This window comes from Streptomyces sp. NBC_01381, from assembly GCF_026340305.1.
In the GTDB taxonomy this organism is placed as follows: Bacteria; Actinomycetota; Actinomycetes; order Streptomycetales; family Streptomycetaceae; genus Streptomyces.
The window spans coordinates 1,899,261-1,915,315 of the sequence record NZ_JAPEPI010000001.1; the positions used below are offsets into that span (position 1 = coordinate 1,899,261).

The window sequence follows — 16,055 nt, forward strand, 5'->3', positions numbered from 1 at the left end:
GGACTTCGGGCCAGTGCTTTTCACCGGCGGTCATCGTCGGAAACCGGCACCTTCCAGGCCCCACGTCCGTTGACGTACTGGCAGACCTCCCGGCGCGGCCCGCTCCTCGCTTACGATGGCCGTTGCCCCATGAGTAAACCGACCATGCCAGGCCCGACCGGCAAGGAGACCAACCCTCGTGTCCGTCCTCTCGAAGATCATGCGTGCAGGCGAAGGCAAGATCCTGCGCAAGCTGCACCGCATCGCGGACCAGGTCAACTCCATCGAAGAGGACTTTGTCAGCCTCTCCGACGCCGAGCTGCGAGCGCTGACCGAGGAGTACAAGGGGCGTTACGCCGACGGCGAGACCCTCGACGACCTGCTCCCCGAGGCCTTCGCCACGGTGCGCGAGGCCGCCAAGCGCGCCCTCGGCCAGCGGCACTACGACGTCCAGATGATGGGCGGTGCCGCACTGCACCTCGGCTACGTCGCCGAGATGAAGACCGGCGAGGGCAAGACCCTGGTCGGCACCCTCCCGGCATACCTCAACGCCCTTTCGGGCAAGGGCGTGCACCTCATCACGGTCAACGACTACCTGGCCGAGCGCGACTCCGAGATGATGGGCCGCGTCCACAAGTTCCTGGGCCTGTCCGTCGGCTGCATCCTCGCCAACATGACGCCGGCCCAGCGCCGCGAGCAGTACGCCAGCGACATCACGTACGGCACGAACAACGAGTTCGGATTCGACTACCTGCGCGACAACATGGCGTGGTCGAAGGACGAACTGGTGCAGCGCGGCCACAACTTCGCGATCGTCGACGAGGTCGACTCGATCCTCGTGGACGAGGCCCGTACGCCGCTGATCATCTCCGGCCCCGCCGACCAGGCCACCAAGTGGTACGGCGACTTCGCCAAGTTGGTCACCCGCCTCACCAAGGGCGAGGCCGGCAACACCCTCAAGGGCATCGAGGAGACCGGCGACTACGAGGTCGACGAGAAGAAGCGCACCGTCGCCATCCACGAGTCCGGCGTCTCCAAGGTCGAGGACTGGCTGGGCATCGACAACCTCTACGAGTCGGTCAACACGCCGCTCGTGGGTTACCTGAACAACGCCATCAAGGCCAAGGAACTCTTCAAGAAGGACAAGGACTACGTCGTCATCGACGGCGAAGTCATGATCGTCGACGAGCACACCGGCCGTATCCTCGCCGGCCGCCGTTACAACGAAGGCATGCACCAGGCGATCGAGGCGAAGGAAGGGGTGGACATCAAGGACGAGAACCAGACCTTGGCCACGATCACCCTTCAGAACTTCTTCCGGCTCTACAAGCGCCATGACCACGACGGCAAGGAAACCCCCGGCCTCTGCGGCATGACCGGTACGGCCATGACCGAGGCCGCCGAGTTCCACCAGATCTACAAGCTGGGCGTCGTGCCGATCCCGACGAACCGGCCCATGGTCCGCGCCGACCAGTCGGACCTGATCTACCGCACCGAGGTCGCGAAGTTCGCCGCCGTCGTCGACGACATCGCCGAGAAGCACGAGCAGGGCCAGCCGATCCTGGTCGGCACCACTTCTGTGGAGAAGTCGGAGTACCTCTCGCAGCAGTTGTCGAAGCGCGGGGTTCAGCACGAAGTGCTGAACGCGAAGCAGCACGACCGTGAGGCGCCGATCATCGCCCAGGCCGGCCGCAAGGGCGCCGTCACCGTCGCCACGAACATGGCCGGACGAGGCACGGACATCAAGCTCGGCGGCAACCCCGACGACCTCGCCGAGGCGGAGCTGCGCCAGCGTGGCCTCGACCCCGAAGAGCACATCGAGGAGTGGGCCGCCGCGCTGCCCGCGGCCCTGGAGCGGGCCGAGAAGGCCGTGAAGGCGGAGTTCGAGGAGGTCAAGGACCTCGGTGGGCTCTATGTGCTGGGTACGGAGCGGCACGAGTCTCGGCGCATCGACAACCAGTTGCGCGGTCGTTCCGGACGTCAGGGCGACCCGGGTGAGTCGCGGTTCTACCTGTCGCTCGGTGACGACCTGATGCGGCTGTTCAAGGCGCAGATGGTCGAGCGCGTGATGGCCATGGCGAATGTTCCCGATGACGTGCCGATCGAGAACAAGATGGTCACGCGGGCCATCGCGTCGGCGCAGTCGCAGGTCGAGCAGCAGAACTTCGAGACGCGTAAGAACGTCCTGAAGTACGACGAGGTCCTCAACCGGCAGCGCGAGGTCATCTACGGCGAGCGCCGTCGCGTCCTGGAGGGCGAGGATCTGCAGGAGCAGGTCACGCACTTCATGGACGACACGATCGACGCCTACATCGCGGCCGAGACCGCCGAGGGCTTCGCCGAGGAGTGGGACCTGGACCGGCTGTGGGGCGCCTTCAAGCAGCTCTACCCGGTGAAGGTCACCGTCGAGGAGCTGGAGGAGGACGCGGGTGACCGCGCGGGTCTGACCGCCGAGTTCATCTCCGAGTCCATCAAGGAAGACATCACCCAGCAGTACGAGGCGCGTGAGGCGCAGCTCGGCTCCGAGATCATGCGTGAGCTCGAGCGGCGTGTCGTCCTTTCGGTGCTCGACCGCAAGTGGCGTGAACACCTCTACGAGATGGACTATCTCCAGGAGGGCATCGGCCTGCGTGCCATGGCGCAGAAGGACCCGCTGGTCGAGTACCAGCGCGAGGGCTTCGACATGTTCAACGCCATGATGGACGGCATCAAGGAGGAGTCCGTCGGCTACCTGTTCAACCTGGAGGTCCAGGTCGAGCAGCAGGTCGAGGAGGTCCCCGTGACGGATGCCGCCGCGGCGACGTCCCTGGACAAGAAGGACGCCGTTCCCGCGGGCGGTGGTCGTCCCGAGATCCGTGCCAAGGGGCTCGACGCTCCGCAGCGGCCCGACCGTCTGCACTTCCAGGCGCCGAACGCCGAGGGCGGGGTCGACGAGGGTGACTTCGAGACCGAGGACGCGGGCGTGCGGTCCGAGTCGGACGGCATGACGCGGGCCGAGCGGCGCAAGGCTCAGAAGGGCGGGCGGCGCCGCAAGAAGTAGCGCGTGGCGCTGCGCCGGCTGTAGCTGTGGTGTGAGGGGCCGGGTGCCGTAAGGTGCCCGGCCCCTCTGCGTTTGCCGGTGTTTCTGCCGGTGCTTCACCTGGCGGTACGGCTCTTGGGGGCGCCCACTTCCACCGCCGTGCAGCGCCACCTCTGGTCCGCGCCCAGGTGCAGGCGGAACGCCAGGGCCCGGAGCGCGGGGCCCGCGCCGATGCGGGCGAAGACCTCGTACACGCCGGGGCAGGGCTCGTAGTGGCCGATCCGGTGGATCGTGGGGCGGCGGCCGTCCACGTTCAGGGGCGTGTGCTCGGCCAGCCTGGCCAGGTCGTCGAAGGCCGTGTTCGCGATGTGGCGGGCCGCCCAGTGCACCGGCTTCTGGCCGCTGAGCACCAGGAGCAGGCGTTCGGTGAAGAGCTCCGTGGGGTGCGGTGGGGGCTGCGGGGCCGTCCTGGGCGGGCGGGTCTGCGCGGTGGGGCGGCGTGGGTCCTTGCGGCCCGGCGGGCGGGTGACCGCCGGTCGTGAGCGGGGCCTGGTCATCACCTTGTGCATGCCGCGTCGCCTCCGTCGCTGCCGTCCCGGTTCTGATACCGGGGGGTAACTTGTGTCGGAGATCTTGTACGGGGGCGTGGGGTGCCGTCGCAAGGGGCGTGGCCGCCGGGTGCGGGGCCGGGCGAATATCCCCTATCAGGGTGGCCGGGGGTGCGGGGTGCCTTGTGGTTGCCGGGTGGGGCCGGGTGACCCGCGGGCGCTTCGGGTGACGCGGGGGGAGGGTGTGGGGCGCACTCCGAAGGGGGACTCCCGGACGTATTCTGTAGGCCCTCCGGGCAGCTTCTGGAGGGTCATCCGGGCGGCTTCCGGCGGGAGTCCTTCCGACTACGAAAGCGGATCGTCATGCGCGTCTACGTTCCCCTGACCCTGCCCCGTCTCGCAGAGGCGTACAAGGCGGGCGAGCTGGGGCCCGGGCCGCTGACCGCGTACGCCGTGACGCCGGCGCTGCGTGAGTGGTACGTCTCGGACGACATCGAGGAGCTGGAGTACGCCGCCCTGAACCGGGCCGCGCTGGCTTCGCTGCGGCTGGTCGCGGGGGATCCGGGGGCGGCGCGGCGGCGGGTCGTGCTGGCGGCGGATGTGCCGGACGGGGCGGCCGTCATGGACCCCGACCGGGGGCTCGATCAGCGGGCGCTCGGTGAGGTGCGGGTCGAGGGGGGCCTGCGGCTGGGGAAGGTGGCCGCCGTGCATGTCGATGCGGGGGACGCCGAGGGGGATGTGGCCGCGGCTGTGGGGGTGCTGGGGGCTGCGGATCAGGGGGACGATGATGCGCGGTTCGTGGTGGACGGGGTCGAGGATCATGAGCTGCTGTGGTTCGCGACGCAGGAGATTCCTGGGCTGATTTAGCCCTGCGCTGCCCTGCGGGGCTTGGGCGGCTGGGGGGCGGGCCTGCGGGTTCGTTGCCGGCTGCGGTGCGGTGCGTCTTGGGGGCGGGGCCGCGCCGGTATGTCCGTACTCGCCATCTCGGTCTGGGCGTCTTGCTGCTGCGGCTGGGGAGTGCTGCGTACCGTGCTCCGTGCGGACATACCGGCACGTCCCCTCGCGTCCGCTGCCGGGTTCGGGTGGGTGGGGGTTTCTGTGCTCAGGCGTGCTGCGCGCCCGTAGGCGGTGGGGGTGTCTCCCGGTGGGAGGGCATGGGTACCGTTTCTGTATGGGGAAGCTGCAGCGCGGGGCGCACATCGTGTGGGACTGGAACGGGACGCTCCTGCATGACATTCATGCCGTGATCGAGGCGACGAACGCCTCCTTCGCGGAGATCGGGCTTGAGTCGATCACGCTTGAGCGGTATCGCGAGCTGTACTGCGTGCCTGTGCCCAAGTTCTACGAGCGGCTGATGGGGCGGCTGCCCACGGACGCCGAGTGGCAGGTGATGGACGCCGTCTTCCACAAGCACTACTGGGCGCGGGCCGAGGGGTGCGGGCTCGCGGACGGGGCCGCCGAGCTGCTCGCGGGGCGGCGGGCCGCGGGACGTACACAGTCGTTGCTGTCGCTCGCGCCGCACGAGCACCTGGTGCCGATCGTGCGGCGGCACGGCATCGAGGAGCACTTCGTGCGGATCGACGGGCGGATGGACGCCTCGCACGCCGGTAAGGCCGAGCGGATGGTGCGGCATCTTGATGCTCTTGGGGGAGTGGCTGCCGTCGAGCGGACCGTGGTGATCGGTGACGCCGTCGATGACGCGTTGGCCGCGGCGCATGTGGGGGCGCGGGCCGTGCTCTACACCGGGGGATCGCACAGCAGGGGCAGCCTGGCGGAGGCCGGGGTTCCGGTGGTCGACAGCCTGGCCGAGGCCGTGGAGGTCGCGGAGCGGTTGGCCGCGTAGGCGCCTCCCGCTGGGGGATCTGGAGTGGCTGAACCTGCGGTTGGCGTGGAGCCCGCTTCGGGTGCGGCGCCGTTCCCGCCTGTCCCGCCGCTTCGCGGCGGATCCTTTCCCGCCCGCCCACCCACCCGATCACCCCGCAGGGGCGCAACGCCCGGCGGACCGCCTGCCCTCGCCGACGAGGGCAGCCGACCGCTCTGTGCCGCTTCCTGGAGGTCCCGGGCGGGCGCCGTTAGCCATGACAGATGTGGGGGAGTTGACCACGTCACTGTCCGGCACCCCGCCCCCGGTCCGTCCGGGAAGCGGCACAGGAACAGCTTGGCGTTACGGGCGGGCGCCGCGCATCGGTAGCGCCTCGTACCCGTATACGCATTTCGCGGGAGTGGGCTTGATCGGTATACGTAGGGGAAGGGCGCGGCCGCCCCGCTACGTCACCGGCGCCTTCGCCCTCAGTACCGTGAGGAACTCCCTCATCCACCGGGAGTGATCGGGCCACGCGCGGGCCGAGACCAGTGTGCCGTCGACCACCGCCTCCGCGTCCTGGAAGGTCGCGCCCGCCGCCTGCATGTCCATCTCCAGGGCCGGATACGCCGTGACCCTGCGGCCGGTCAGGCCGCCGATCGCCGCCGTCAGGAGCGGGCCGTGGCAGATCTGGGCGACCGGCTTGTCGGCGTCGAAGAAGGACTTGAGGATCTTGCGGAGCTCGGGGTCGTTGCGCAGATACTCCGGGGCCCGGCCGCCCGGGATCACCAGGGCGGCGTACTGACCGGGATCCACTTCGGAGAAGGCGAGGTCCGCGGGCCAGGTGTAGCCGGGCTTCTCCGTGTACGTGTCGAAACCGGGCTCGAAGTCGTGCACCACGAACTGCAGCTTCTTGCGGGCGGGGGCGGCGATGTGCACGTCGTACCCCTCCTCGCGCAGCCGCTGGTAGGGGTAGAGGACCTCCAGTGACTCCGCCGCGTCACCGGTCACTATCAGGATCTTGGCCGCCATCGGTGCTCGCTCCCCAGGTGAGGTCTGCCCGTCGGGTCTGCTTCAACTGTCCGTCCGTCCCGCTCAACGTGCATCCGCCCGTCCGGTTTGCCAAGAGGGCCGGCAGCCGACGGATGGCGGGAAGTCTCTGTGCAGACTGTCAAAGTTGCACCCCCTCTTTTGTACACATACGGCTCATGACGAGTCCCGGGTGCGGGGCGATAGCCTTGACCCGTGATCAGCGCGATATCCCGCGGGGGCGCGAGCGCCCCCGTCCTGCGCCCGGTGAACACGGATGACATCCGTGCCCGGGCCGTCGCTGACGCTTCTTCGCGGTGCGGCCAGCCAGATCACCTCGGCCACCGGTCGGCGAACCCGCCGGCCATGCCGACAATGGCGCATAACCGCCCGCTCATCTCTCACCGCGGCATAACGTCGACTTCGACCGGAGACCCCGCGTCGTGGCGTTACGTCGAATCACTTCCTTCTACGTCACGCAACGGCGCGCGACAGGAGTCAGAGGACAATGCAGACCAAGCTGGACGAAGCCAAGGCCGAGCTGCTCATCGGAGCCGCCCGCGTAGCTGAGAACAGCCCGGTTGGGGGGCGCCTACCGAACGGGGCACCCACCGGGTCGAAGGGCGACGAGGCCACACCCGACCAGGACACGGTCCTCGCGTTCCTCCAGCGCTACTACCTGCACACCGCCCCGGAGGATCTGGAAGACCGTGACCCGGTCGACGTCTTCGGAGCCGCCTTCTCCCACTACCGGCTGGCCGAGAACCGCCCCCAGGGCACGGCCAACGTCCGGGTGCACACCCCGACCGTCGAGGAGAACGGCTGGCAGTGCAGCCACTCCGTCGTCGAGGTGGTCACGGACGACATGCCCTTCCTCGTCGACTCGGTCACCAATGAGCTCTCCCGGCAGGGGCGCGGCATTCATGTCGTCATCCACCCCCAGGTCGTGGTGCGCCGGGATCTGACCGGAAAGCTGCTCGAGATCCTGACGACCGATCTCGGTGCCGAGCGGCCGCACGACGCGGTCACCGAGTCGTGGATCCATGTCGAGATGGACCGCGAGACCGACCGCGCGGACCTGAAGCAGATCAGCGCCGATCTGCTCCGGATCCTGTCCGACGTACGCGAGACCGTCGAGGACTGGGAGAAGATGCGCGACGCCGCGCTGCGCATCGCCGATGAGCTCCCCACCGAGCCGACCGCCGACGACCTGCGCGACCAGGAGGTCGACGAGGCCCGCGAGCTGCTTCGCTGGCTCGCCGACAACCACTTCACCTTCCTCGGCTTCCGTGAGTACGACCTCACGGACGACGACTCGCTGACCGCCGTCCCCGGCACCGGCCTCGGCATTCTGCGCGCCGACCCGCAGCACGGCGGCGAGGACCACCACCCGGTGAGCCCCTCCTTCAGCCGGCTGCCCGCGGACGCGCGCGCGAAGGCCCGCGAGCACAAGCTTCTGGTGCTGACCAAGGCCAACAGCCGCGCCACCGTGCACCGGCCCAGCTACCTCGACTACGTCGGCGTGAAGAAGTTCGACGCCGAGGGCAACGTCATCGGTGAGCGGCGGTTCCTCGGGCTCTTCTCGTCCGCCGCCTACACCGAGTCCGTCCGTCGCGTGCCGGTCATCCGCAAGAAGGTCGACGAGGTCCTCAAGGGCGCGGGCTTCTCGCCCAACAGCCACGACGGCCGCGACCTGCTGCAGATCCTCGAGACGTACCCGCGCGACGAGCTCTTCCAGACCCCGCCGGATGAGCTCCGCTCGATCGTCACCAGCGTCCTCTACCTCCAGGAGCGCCGCCGGCTGCGGCTCTACCTGCGCAAGGACGAGTACGGGCGCTACTACTCCGCCCTGGTCTACCTGCCCCGCGACCGCTACACCACGGGCGTACGGCTGCGGATCATCGACATCCTCAAGGAGGAGCTCGGCGGCACCAGCGTCGACTTCACCGCCTGGAACACGGAGTCGATCCTCTCCCGGCTGCACTTCGTGGTCCGCGTCGCGCCCGGCGGCGGTCTTCCGCAGCTCACCGAGGCCGACACCGACCGCATCGAGGCGCGGCTCGTCGAGGCCGCCCGCTCCTGGGCCGACGGCTTCGCCGAGGCGCTGACCGCCGAGTGCGGCGAGGAGCGCGCCGCCGAGCTGCTTCGCCAGTACTCGGGCGCCTTCCCCGAGGGCTACAAGGCCGACCACTCGCCGCGCGCAGCCGTCGCCGACCTGGTGCACCTGGAGCGGCTGAAGGCCGGCCGCGAGGACTTCGCGCTCAGCCTGTACGAGCCGGTGGGCGCCGCCCCCGGTGAGCGCCGCTTCAAGATCTACCGCTCGGGCGCCCAGGTCTCCCTCTCCGCCGTGCTGCCGGTGCTGCAGCGCCTCGGCGTCGAGGTCACCGACGAGCGGCCCTACGAGCTGCGCTGCACGGACCGTACGAACGCGTGGATCTACGACTTCGGGCTTCGCCTGCCCAAGTCCCAGAACGGCAACGGCGACTACCTCGGCGACGACGGCCGCGAGCGCTTCCAGGAGGCCTTCGCCGCCGCCTGGACGGGCGAGGCCGAGGTCGACGGCTTCAACTCGCTGGTCCTGCGGGCCGGGCTGAACTGGCGCCAGGCGGTGGTGCTCCGCGCCTACGCCAAGTACCTGCGCCAGGCCGGCTCCACGTTCAGCCAGGACTACATGGAGGACACCCTCCGCAACAACGTCCACACCACCCGGCTGCTCGTCTCGCTCTTCGAGGCGCGGATGTCCCCGGACCGCCAGGGTGCCGGTGTCGAGCTGACGGACGCCCTTCTCGAGGAGCTGGACGCCGCTCTCGACCAGGTCGCCTCGCTGGACGAGGACCGGATCCTGCGGTCCTTCCTCACCGTCATCAAGGCGACCCTGCGGACCAACTTCTTCCAGGAGGCGGAGGGCGGCAAGCCGCACAACTACGTCTCCATGAAGTTCGACCCGCAGGCCATCCCCGACCTTCCCGCGCCCCGTCCGGCGTACGAGATCTGGGTGTACTCGCCGCGTGTCGAGGGCGTGCACCTGCGCTTCGGCAAGGTCGCGCGCGGCGGTCTGCGCTGGTCCGACCGCAAGGAGGACTTCCGTACCGAGATCCTCGGCCTGGTCAAGGCGCAGATGGTGAAGAACACCGTCATCGTGCCGGTGGGCGCCAAGGGCGGCTTCGTCGCCAAGCAGCTGCCCGACCCGGCCGTGGACCGCGACGCGTGGCTGGCCGAGGGCGTGGCCTGCTACAAGACGTTCATCTCGGCGCTGCTCGACATCACCGACAACCTGGTCGCGGGCGAGGTCGTGCCCCCGGCGGACGTCGTCCGGCACGACGAGGACGACACGTACCTCGTGGTCGCCGCCGACAAGGGCACCGCGACGTTCTCGGACATCGCCAACGAGGTCGCCGAGTCGTACAACTTCTGGCTCGGTGACGCCTTCGCCTCCGGCGGCTCGGCCGGCTACGACCACAAGGGCATGGGCATCACCGCCCGCGGCGCCTGGGAGTCCGTCAAGCGGCACTTCCGGGAGCTGGGCACCGACACCCAGACCGAGGACTTCACGGTCGTCGGCGTCGGCGACATGTCCGGTGACGTGTTCGGCAACGGCATGCTGCTCTCCGAGCACATCCGGCTCGTTGCCGCCTTCGACCACCGGCACATCTTCATCGACCCGCGGCCTGACGCCGCGACGTCGTACGCGGAGCGCCGCCGCCTCTTCGAGCTGCCGCGCAGCTCCTGGGCGGACTACAACAAGGAGCTGCTCTCCGCGGGCGGCGGGATCTTCCCGCGCAGCGCCAAGGCGATCCAGCTCAACGCGCACATCCGCGAGGCGCTCGGCATCGAGTCGGGCGTCGCCAAGATGACCCCCGCCGACCTGATGCGGACGATCCTCCAGGCGCCGGTCGACCTGCTGTGGAACGGCGGCATCGGTACGTACGTGAAGTCGTCGGCCGAGGCGAACACGGACGTCGGCGACAAGGCGAACGACGCGATCCGTGTCGACGGCGCCGATCTGCGCGTCAAGGTCGTCGGCGAGGGCGGCAACCTCGGTCTGACCCAGCTGGGCCGTATTGAATTCGCGCGCACCGGCGGGCACATCAACACCGACGCCATCGACAACAGCGCGGGCGTGGACACCTCCGACCACGAGGTGAACATCAAGATCCTGCTCAACGCGGTCGTCGCGAACGGCGACATGACCGTCAAGCAGCGCAACAAGTTCCTCGCCGCGATGACCGACGAGGTCGGGGAGCTGGTCCTGCGCAACAACTACGCGCAGAACACCGCCCTGTCGAACGCGGTCTTCCAGTCGCCGTCCCTGCTCCACGCCCACCAGCGCTTCATGCGGCGCCTTGGCCGCGATGGGCACCTGGACCGGGCCCTGGAGTTCCTGCCCACCGACCGGCAGATCCGCGAGCTGCTCAACTCCGGCCGCGGGCTCAGCCAGCCCGAGCTGGCCGTGCTCATGGCGTACACGAAGATCACGGCCGCCGACGAGCTGATCCAGACGTCGCTGCCGGACGACGCGTACCTGCGCCGGCTGCTGCACGCGTACTTCCCGCAGGCGCTGCGCGAGAAGTTCCCCGAGCAGGTCGACGGGCACGCGCTGCGTCGCGAGATCATCACGACGGTGCTCGTCAACGACACGGTGAACACGGGCGGTTCGACGTTCCTGCACCGTCTGCGCGAGGAGACCGGGGCTTCCCTGGAGGAGATCGTCAGGGCGCAGCTCGCGGCCCGTGAGATCTTCGGTCTGAGCAAGGTCTGGGACGCCGTCGAGGCGCTCGACAACGTCGTGGCGGCCGATGTCCAGACGCAGGTCCGGCTGCACTCGCGCCGGCTCGTCGAGCGCGGCACGCGCTGGCTGCTCAACAACCGGCCGCAGCCGCTGCAGCTCGCCGAGACCATCGAGTTCTTCAGCAAGGGCGTCGCCGAGGTCTGGTCCGAGCTGCCGAAGCTGCTTCGCGGCTCCGACCTGGAGTGGTACGAGGGCATCCGCGACGAGCTCGCGGGCGCGGGCGTCCCCGACGAACTCGCCCAGCGGGTCGCCGGGTTCTCCTCGGCCTTCCCGTCGCTCGACATCGTCGCGATCGCCGACCGCACGGGCAAGGACCCGATGGCCGTCGCCGAGGTCTACTACGACCTCGCCGACCGGCTGCGGATCACCCAGCTCATGGACCGCATCATCGAGCTGCCGCGGGCCGACCGCTGGCAGTCGATGGCGCGCGCGTCGATCCGTGAGGACCTGTACGCGGCGCACGCCGCCCTCACGGCGGACGTGCTCTCCGCGGGGAACGGCGAGGCCACTCCCGAGCAGCGGTTCAAGGCCTGGGAGGAGAAGAACACGGCGATCCTGAGCCGGTCGCGGACGACCCTGGACGAGATCCAGAGCTCGGACGCGTTCGACCTGGCGAACCTGTCGGTCGCGATGCGGACTATGCGGACGCTGCTGCGTACGCACTCGTAGTACGCCGTACGCCGAGAGGGGCGCCCCGAGCCGAGAGGCCCGGGGCGCCCCTTTCGCGTATCCGGACTGCGCCAATCACACCCCCCTGAAGGGCGCCAATCGGGCATTAGCGATAATTAGTAGGATGAGCCGGTATCTGACTGGAGGGACGCATGGGAGCGATAGGTGAGTGGGGGACGCCGGAGGCGCGACCCGATGTGTCCGTAGTGGTGATCGTCTACAACGACGCCGAGCGGCTGCCGACCGCCGTCGCCTCGGTGCTCGACCAGACGCTGCGCTCCGTCGAGGTCGTCATCGTCGACGACTGCAGCACGGACGCGTCGTACGAGACCGCCCAGCGCCTCGCGGCCGAGCACCCCGAACGGGTGCGGGCCTACCAGCTGCCGGAGAACAGCGGCGCGGGCGGCGAGCCCCGCAACGTAGGAATCGGGCACACCGTCGGCAGCCATGTGATGTTCCTCGACAGCGACGACGTCCTGGAGCGCAACGCCTGCCGCAACCTCCTGGAGGCCGCCGAGCGCGACGGCTCCGACATCGTCTCCGGGCTCTGCGTACGCCTCTCCATGGACACCCGCAACAAGAAGCGCGACCAGTGGTACCCCTGGCTCTACGCCACCACCCGCACCCTGGATTCCGTCACCGAGCTGCCCGACCTCTTCGTCTGGGACACGCTCTCCACGAACAAGCTCTACCGCCGCGACTTCCTCGTCGAGAACGCCCTGCGCTTCCCCAAGGGCATGTTCTACGAGGACCTGATGTTCATCGCCGAGGCCTATCTCGCGGCAGGACGCATCACGCTCATCCCGAACCAGGTCTACTTCTGGCACGTCCATGAGCGCGCCGCCGAGAAGTCGGTGACCAACCGGCGCCACGAGATGACCAACTTCCGGCACCGGATGGAGATCCACCGCCGGATCGACGCGCTGCTCGCCGAGCGCGGCCTGGACGAGCTGCGGCTCGCCAAGGACATCAAGTTCCTCAAGCACGACCTGGTGCTGCACCTGCGCGACCTGCCGTTCCGTGACGCCTCCTACCGGCAGGAGTTCGCGGGCCTTGCCCGTGACTACCTCGCCGGGCTCGACCGCGCCGCGTACGCCGAGGTGCAGCCCGTCCAGGCCATCTGCGCCTACCTCCTGGAGCAGGGCGACTGGGACAACCTGCTGCCCGCCGTGGACACCCTCACCAACCGCGACAAGATCTCCGCGCCGCTCGCCGAGCGGGACGGGCGCGTGTACTGGTGCGCCGAGCACCTCGACGACCCGTTCGGCCGCCAGGTCCTGGACGTGACCGCGCTCGGCTACCACGGCAAGCGCCTCGACCAGATGTTCCTGCGCAACGTCCTGACGCGTTACGAGGAGTCGGCAGGGACCGGGCAGTCGGCGGGGACCGTGCGGATGGCGGGCCGTGTCACCAACCCGCTCGGCATCATCGGCCCCGACGCCGTGCTCACCGCCGAGCTGGAGTTCAGCGCCCGGCGGCGCAGCCTGCAGTCCTTCCGCTTCCCCGTCTCCGAACTGCGCCACGAGGGCGAGGCGATCTCCTGGGAGGCCGGCGCCGATCTCGCCCGGCGGCTTCGCCCGCTCGGTGTCGTCGACGCGGTGTGGGACGTGCGGCTGCACCTCACCGCCGACGGGGTGCGCACCAGGACGCGGCTCACCGCGAGCACTCCGGGGCTCGCCGAGGGGCTGCTTCCGGTGCGGCCGCGGCTGACCCGCCTGGTCGCCGATCACATCGAGCCCGAGGTCTCGCAGCGCGGGCACCTCGCCTTCCGGCTCGTCACGCGGGACGCGGCCGGCGGCCGGATCCAGGACCTGGTGACGCGCGGCACCCACGGGATGCCGGGGCGGCTAGCCAAGTCCGGCTTCCGCAGGGCGAAGAAGCTGCGCAAGGACCTCACCTCCGGGCAGAGCAAACTGCGCGTCTACGACGAGGTGTTCAGCCGCCTTCCGGTCAAGAAGGGCACGGTCGTCTTCGAGAGCCACCTCGGCAAGCAGTACAGCGACAGCCCCCGCGCCATCTACGAGGAGATGCGCCGCCAAGGGCTCGACTTCGATGCCGTGTGGTCCTACTCCGGCAGCCCCAAGGGCTTCCCCGAGGACGCCACGCTGGTGCGGCGCTGGTCGCTGCCGTATCTGCGGGCCCTGGCGCAGGCCGAGTTCTGGGTCGACAACCAGAGCTACCCGCTCAAACTCACCAAGCGCCCCGAGACGACGTACATCCAGACCTGGCACGGCTCCGCGCTCAAGCGCATGGGCTTCGACGAGCCCGCCTGGAAGCTGCGCAGCAAGCCCCGGCAGGACGAGCAGCAGCGCGTCCTCGACCGCTTCGACCGCTTCCTGGTCCGCTCCGAGCACGATGTGCGCACCCTCGCGAAGGCCCTGCGGCTCAAGGAGAAGGTGCTGCTTCGCGTCGGCTATCCGCGCAACGACGCGCTGGTGCGGGCCAAGCGCCGCGAGGACGCGACGGGCGTACGCGAACGCGGCCCGCTGGCCGCCGAGTTGGGCATCCCCGACGACAAGCGGGTGCTTCTGTACGCGCCGACCTTCCGGCGGCACGGCGGCCGCCACGGACGCTTTGAACTGCCCTTCGACGTCGAGCGTTTCGCGGAGGAGTTCGGCGACCGGTATGTCCTGCTCGTGCGCTCGCACTACCTCAACCACGTCGTGCTCCCGCCGTCCGTGCGGGGCCGCGTCATCGACGTGTCGGCGCATCACGACGTCACCCCGCTCTATGAGCTCGCCGACGCGATGATCACCGACTACTCGTCCGTGATGTTCGACTACGCGCTCCTCGACCGGCCGATGCTCTTCTTCACGTACGACTACGAGGAGTACGTGCATGAAGGGCGAGGGACGTACTTCGATCTGCGGGAACGGGCTCCCGGCCCGGTGGTCGACACCGAGGAGGAGCTGTTCGGGGCGCTGAAGGCGCTGGACGAGCAGGCTCTGGAACACGCGGCGGCGCGGGCACGGTTCGTCGCCGAGTTCGGTGAGTACGACAAGGGCGACGCGGCCAAGAGCGTCGTCGAGCAGTTCTTCTCGCACTGGAGCGGCAAGTGATACAGACGGCGCAGCGCACGCGGGACATCTTCTTCGTCTCCAACAGCGTCAACGAGCTGGGCGGGATCACCAGTTGGTCGCACCAGATGGCGAAGCTCTTCGCCGGGCAGGGCCATCGCGTGCACGTCATCGGCATCACCGAGCCGGGCGTCCCGCAGGACATCGGCACGGATCTGCCCTACCCGACCACGACCCTGTACGACGAGCACCCGCCGCGCGTCGGCCCTGCGCGCGGCATCAAGGGGCGGCTCAACGTCGCCGAGCACCGGCTGCGGGCCCGGCGCCAGGAGGGCATGCACGAGCAGGCCGCCAGGCTGACCGCGCTGTTCGCGCAGGCCGGGCCCGGTGCCGTCGTCATCGTCACGCAGGTGTGGGCGATGGAGTGGGTCGAACTGGCCGACACCACTGGGCTGTTGGTCATCGGTATGAGCCATGAGTCGTTCGCGTACTCGCGGGCGTGCTCGCGCTTCGGGCGGGTGCGCAAGCACTACAAGGACGTCGACCGGATGCTCGCGCTGACCCGCGAGGACGCCGACCTGTGGATCAGACAGGGCCTGGACAACGCCTCCTTCATGCCGAACCCGCTGCCCTTCATGCCCGAAGTGCCGTCCAAGCGCACCGAGAAGGTCGTCACCAGCATCGGCAGGCTGCACGACCAGAAGGGCATCGACATGCTCCTCGACACCTGGGCGGAGGTCGCGCCGCTGCATCCGGACTGGACGCTGCGGATCTACGGTTCCGGCGAGGACGAGGAGATGCTCAAGAAGCAGTGCACGGCGCTCGGCCTCGACGGCTCCGTGGAGTGGATGGGGCGCACGAGCGACGTTCCGGGGGCGCTGCGCGGCGGCTCGGTGTTCGTGCAGTCGTCGCGCGGCGAGGGCTTCCCGCTGGCCCTGATGGAGGCGATGGCCACGGCGGTGCCGTGCGCCGCGTTCGACTGCGCGCCCGGCGTGCACGAGATTGTCCGGGACGGTGTGGACGGACTGCTCGCCCGGCTCGGCAACACCGCCGAACTCGCCCGCAGGCTGGACACGTTGATGTCCGACAAGGAGCTGCGGGACCGGATGGGCGATCTGGCGAGGGAGAACATCCGGCGCTATACGACGGACGAGATCGTGCGCCGCTGGGAGGAGCTGTTCCGGTTCCTCGAAAGGTGATCCCG

8 protein-coding genes are annotated in these 16,055 nt (G+C 69.2%); 6 read left to right on the forward strand and 2 right to left on the reverse strand.

Annotation, left to right across the window (positions count from 1 at the left end):
* The first annotated feature begins 178 nt into the window (after positions 1 to 178).
* On the forward strand, positions 179 to 3,019 hold the full coding sequence (secA, locus tag OG453_RS09160) for a preprotein translocase subunit SecA (RefSeq protein ID WP_266866313.1): 2,841 nt from the start codon (positions 179 to 181) through the stop codon (positions 3,017 to 3,019).
* Positions 3,020 to 3,114: 95 nt separating this feature from the next.
* On the opposite strand, the gene OG453_RS09165 is transcribed toward secA, so the two are convergent.
* Positions 3,115 to 3,567, reverse strand: a complete 453-nt coding sequence (locus tag OG453_RS09165; RefSeq protein ID WP_266866315.1) for an Rv3235 family protein — start codon at positions 3,565 to 3,567, stop codon at positions 3,115 to 3,117.
* Positions 3,568 to 3,909: 342 nt separating this feature from the next.
* On the opposite strand from OG453_RS09165, the gene OG453_RS09170 reads away from it, so the two are divergent.
* The gene (locus tag OG453_RS09170; protein ID WP_266866316.1) at positions 3,910 to 4,413 is read left to right on the forward strand and encodes a hypothetical protein; all 504 of its coding nucleotides are present in this window, start codon (positions 3,910 to 3,912) and stop codon (positions 4,411 to 4,413) included.
* A gap of 304 nt (positions 4,414 to 4,717) precedes the next feature.
* Positions 4,718 to 5,389: an HAD family hydrolase gene (locus tag OG453_RS09175; RefSeq protein ID WP_266866318.1), complete on the forward strand. Its 672-nt coding sequence runs from the start codon at positions 4,718 to 4,720 to the stop codon at positions 5,387 to 5,389.
* A 423-nt stretch (positions 5,390 to 5,812) separates the two neighbouring features.
* Here the strand turns inward: OG453_RS09175 and OG453_RS09180 are convergent, their stop codons facing one another.
* A complete protein-coding gene (locus OG453_RS09180) occupies positions 5,813 to 6,379 on the reverse strand; it encodes a DJ-1/PfpI family protein (protein WP_266866320.1) in 567 nt (188 codons plus the stop codon).
* Positions 6,380 to 6,884: 505 nt separating this feature from the next.
* Between OG453_RS09180 and OG453_RS09185 the strand changes: the two genes are divergently transcribed.
* The 3 genes from OG453_RS09185 to OG453_RS09195 all read left to right on the forward strand — a co-directional run bounded on the left by OG453_RS09185 (position 6,885) and on the right by OG453_RS09195 (position 16,050).
* The gene (locus OG453_RS09185; protein ID WP_266866322.1) at positions 6,885 to 11,834 is read left to right on the forward strand and encodes an NAD-glutamate dehydrogenase; all 4,950 of its coding nucleotides are present in this window, start codon (positions 6,885 to 6,887) and stop codon (positions 11,832 to 11,834) included.
* A gap of 152 nt (positions 11,835 to 11,986) precedes the next feature.
* On the forward strand, positions 11,987 to 14,893 hold the full coding sequence (locus OG453_RS09190; RefSeq protein WP_266866324.1) for a bifunctional glycosyltransferase family 2 protein/CDP-glycerol:glycerophosphate glycerophosphotransferase: 2,907 nt from the start codon (positions 11,987 to 11,989) through the stop codon (positions 14,891 to 14,893).
* Complete coding sequence (locus OG453_RS09195) at positions 14,890 to 16,050, forward strand: glycosyltransferase (protein ID WP_266866326.1); 1,161 nt, start codon at positions 14,890 to 14,892, stop codon at positions 16,048 to 16,050. The genes OG453_RS09190 and OG453_RS09195 overlap by 4 nt, the downstream gene beginning before the upstream one ends.
* Positions 16,051 to 16,055 lie beyond the last annotated feature (5 nt).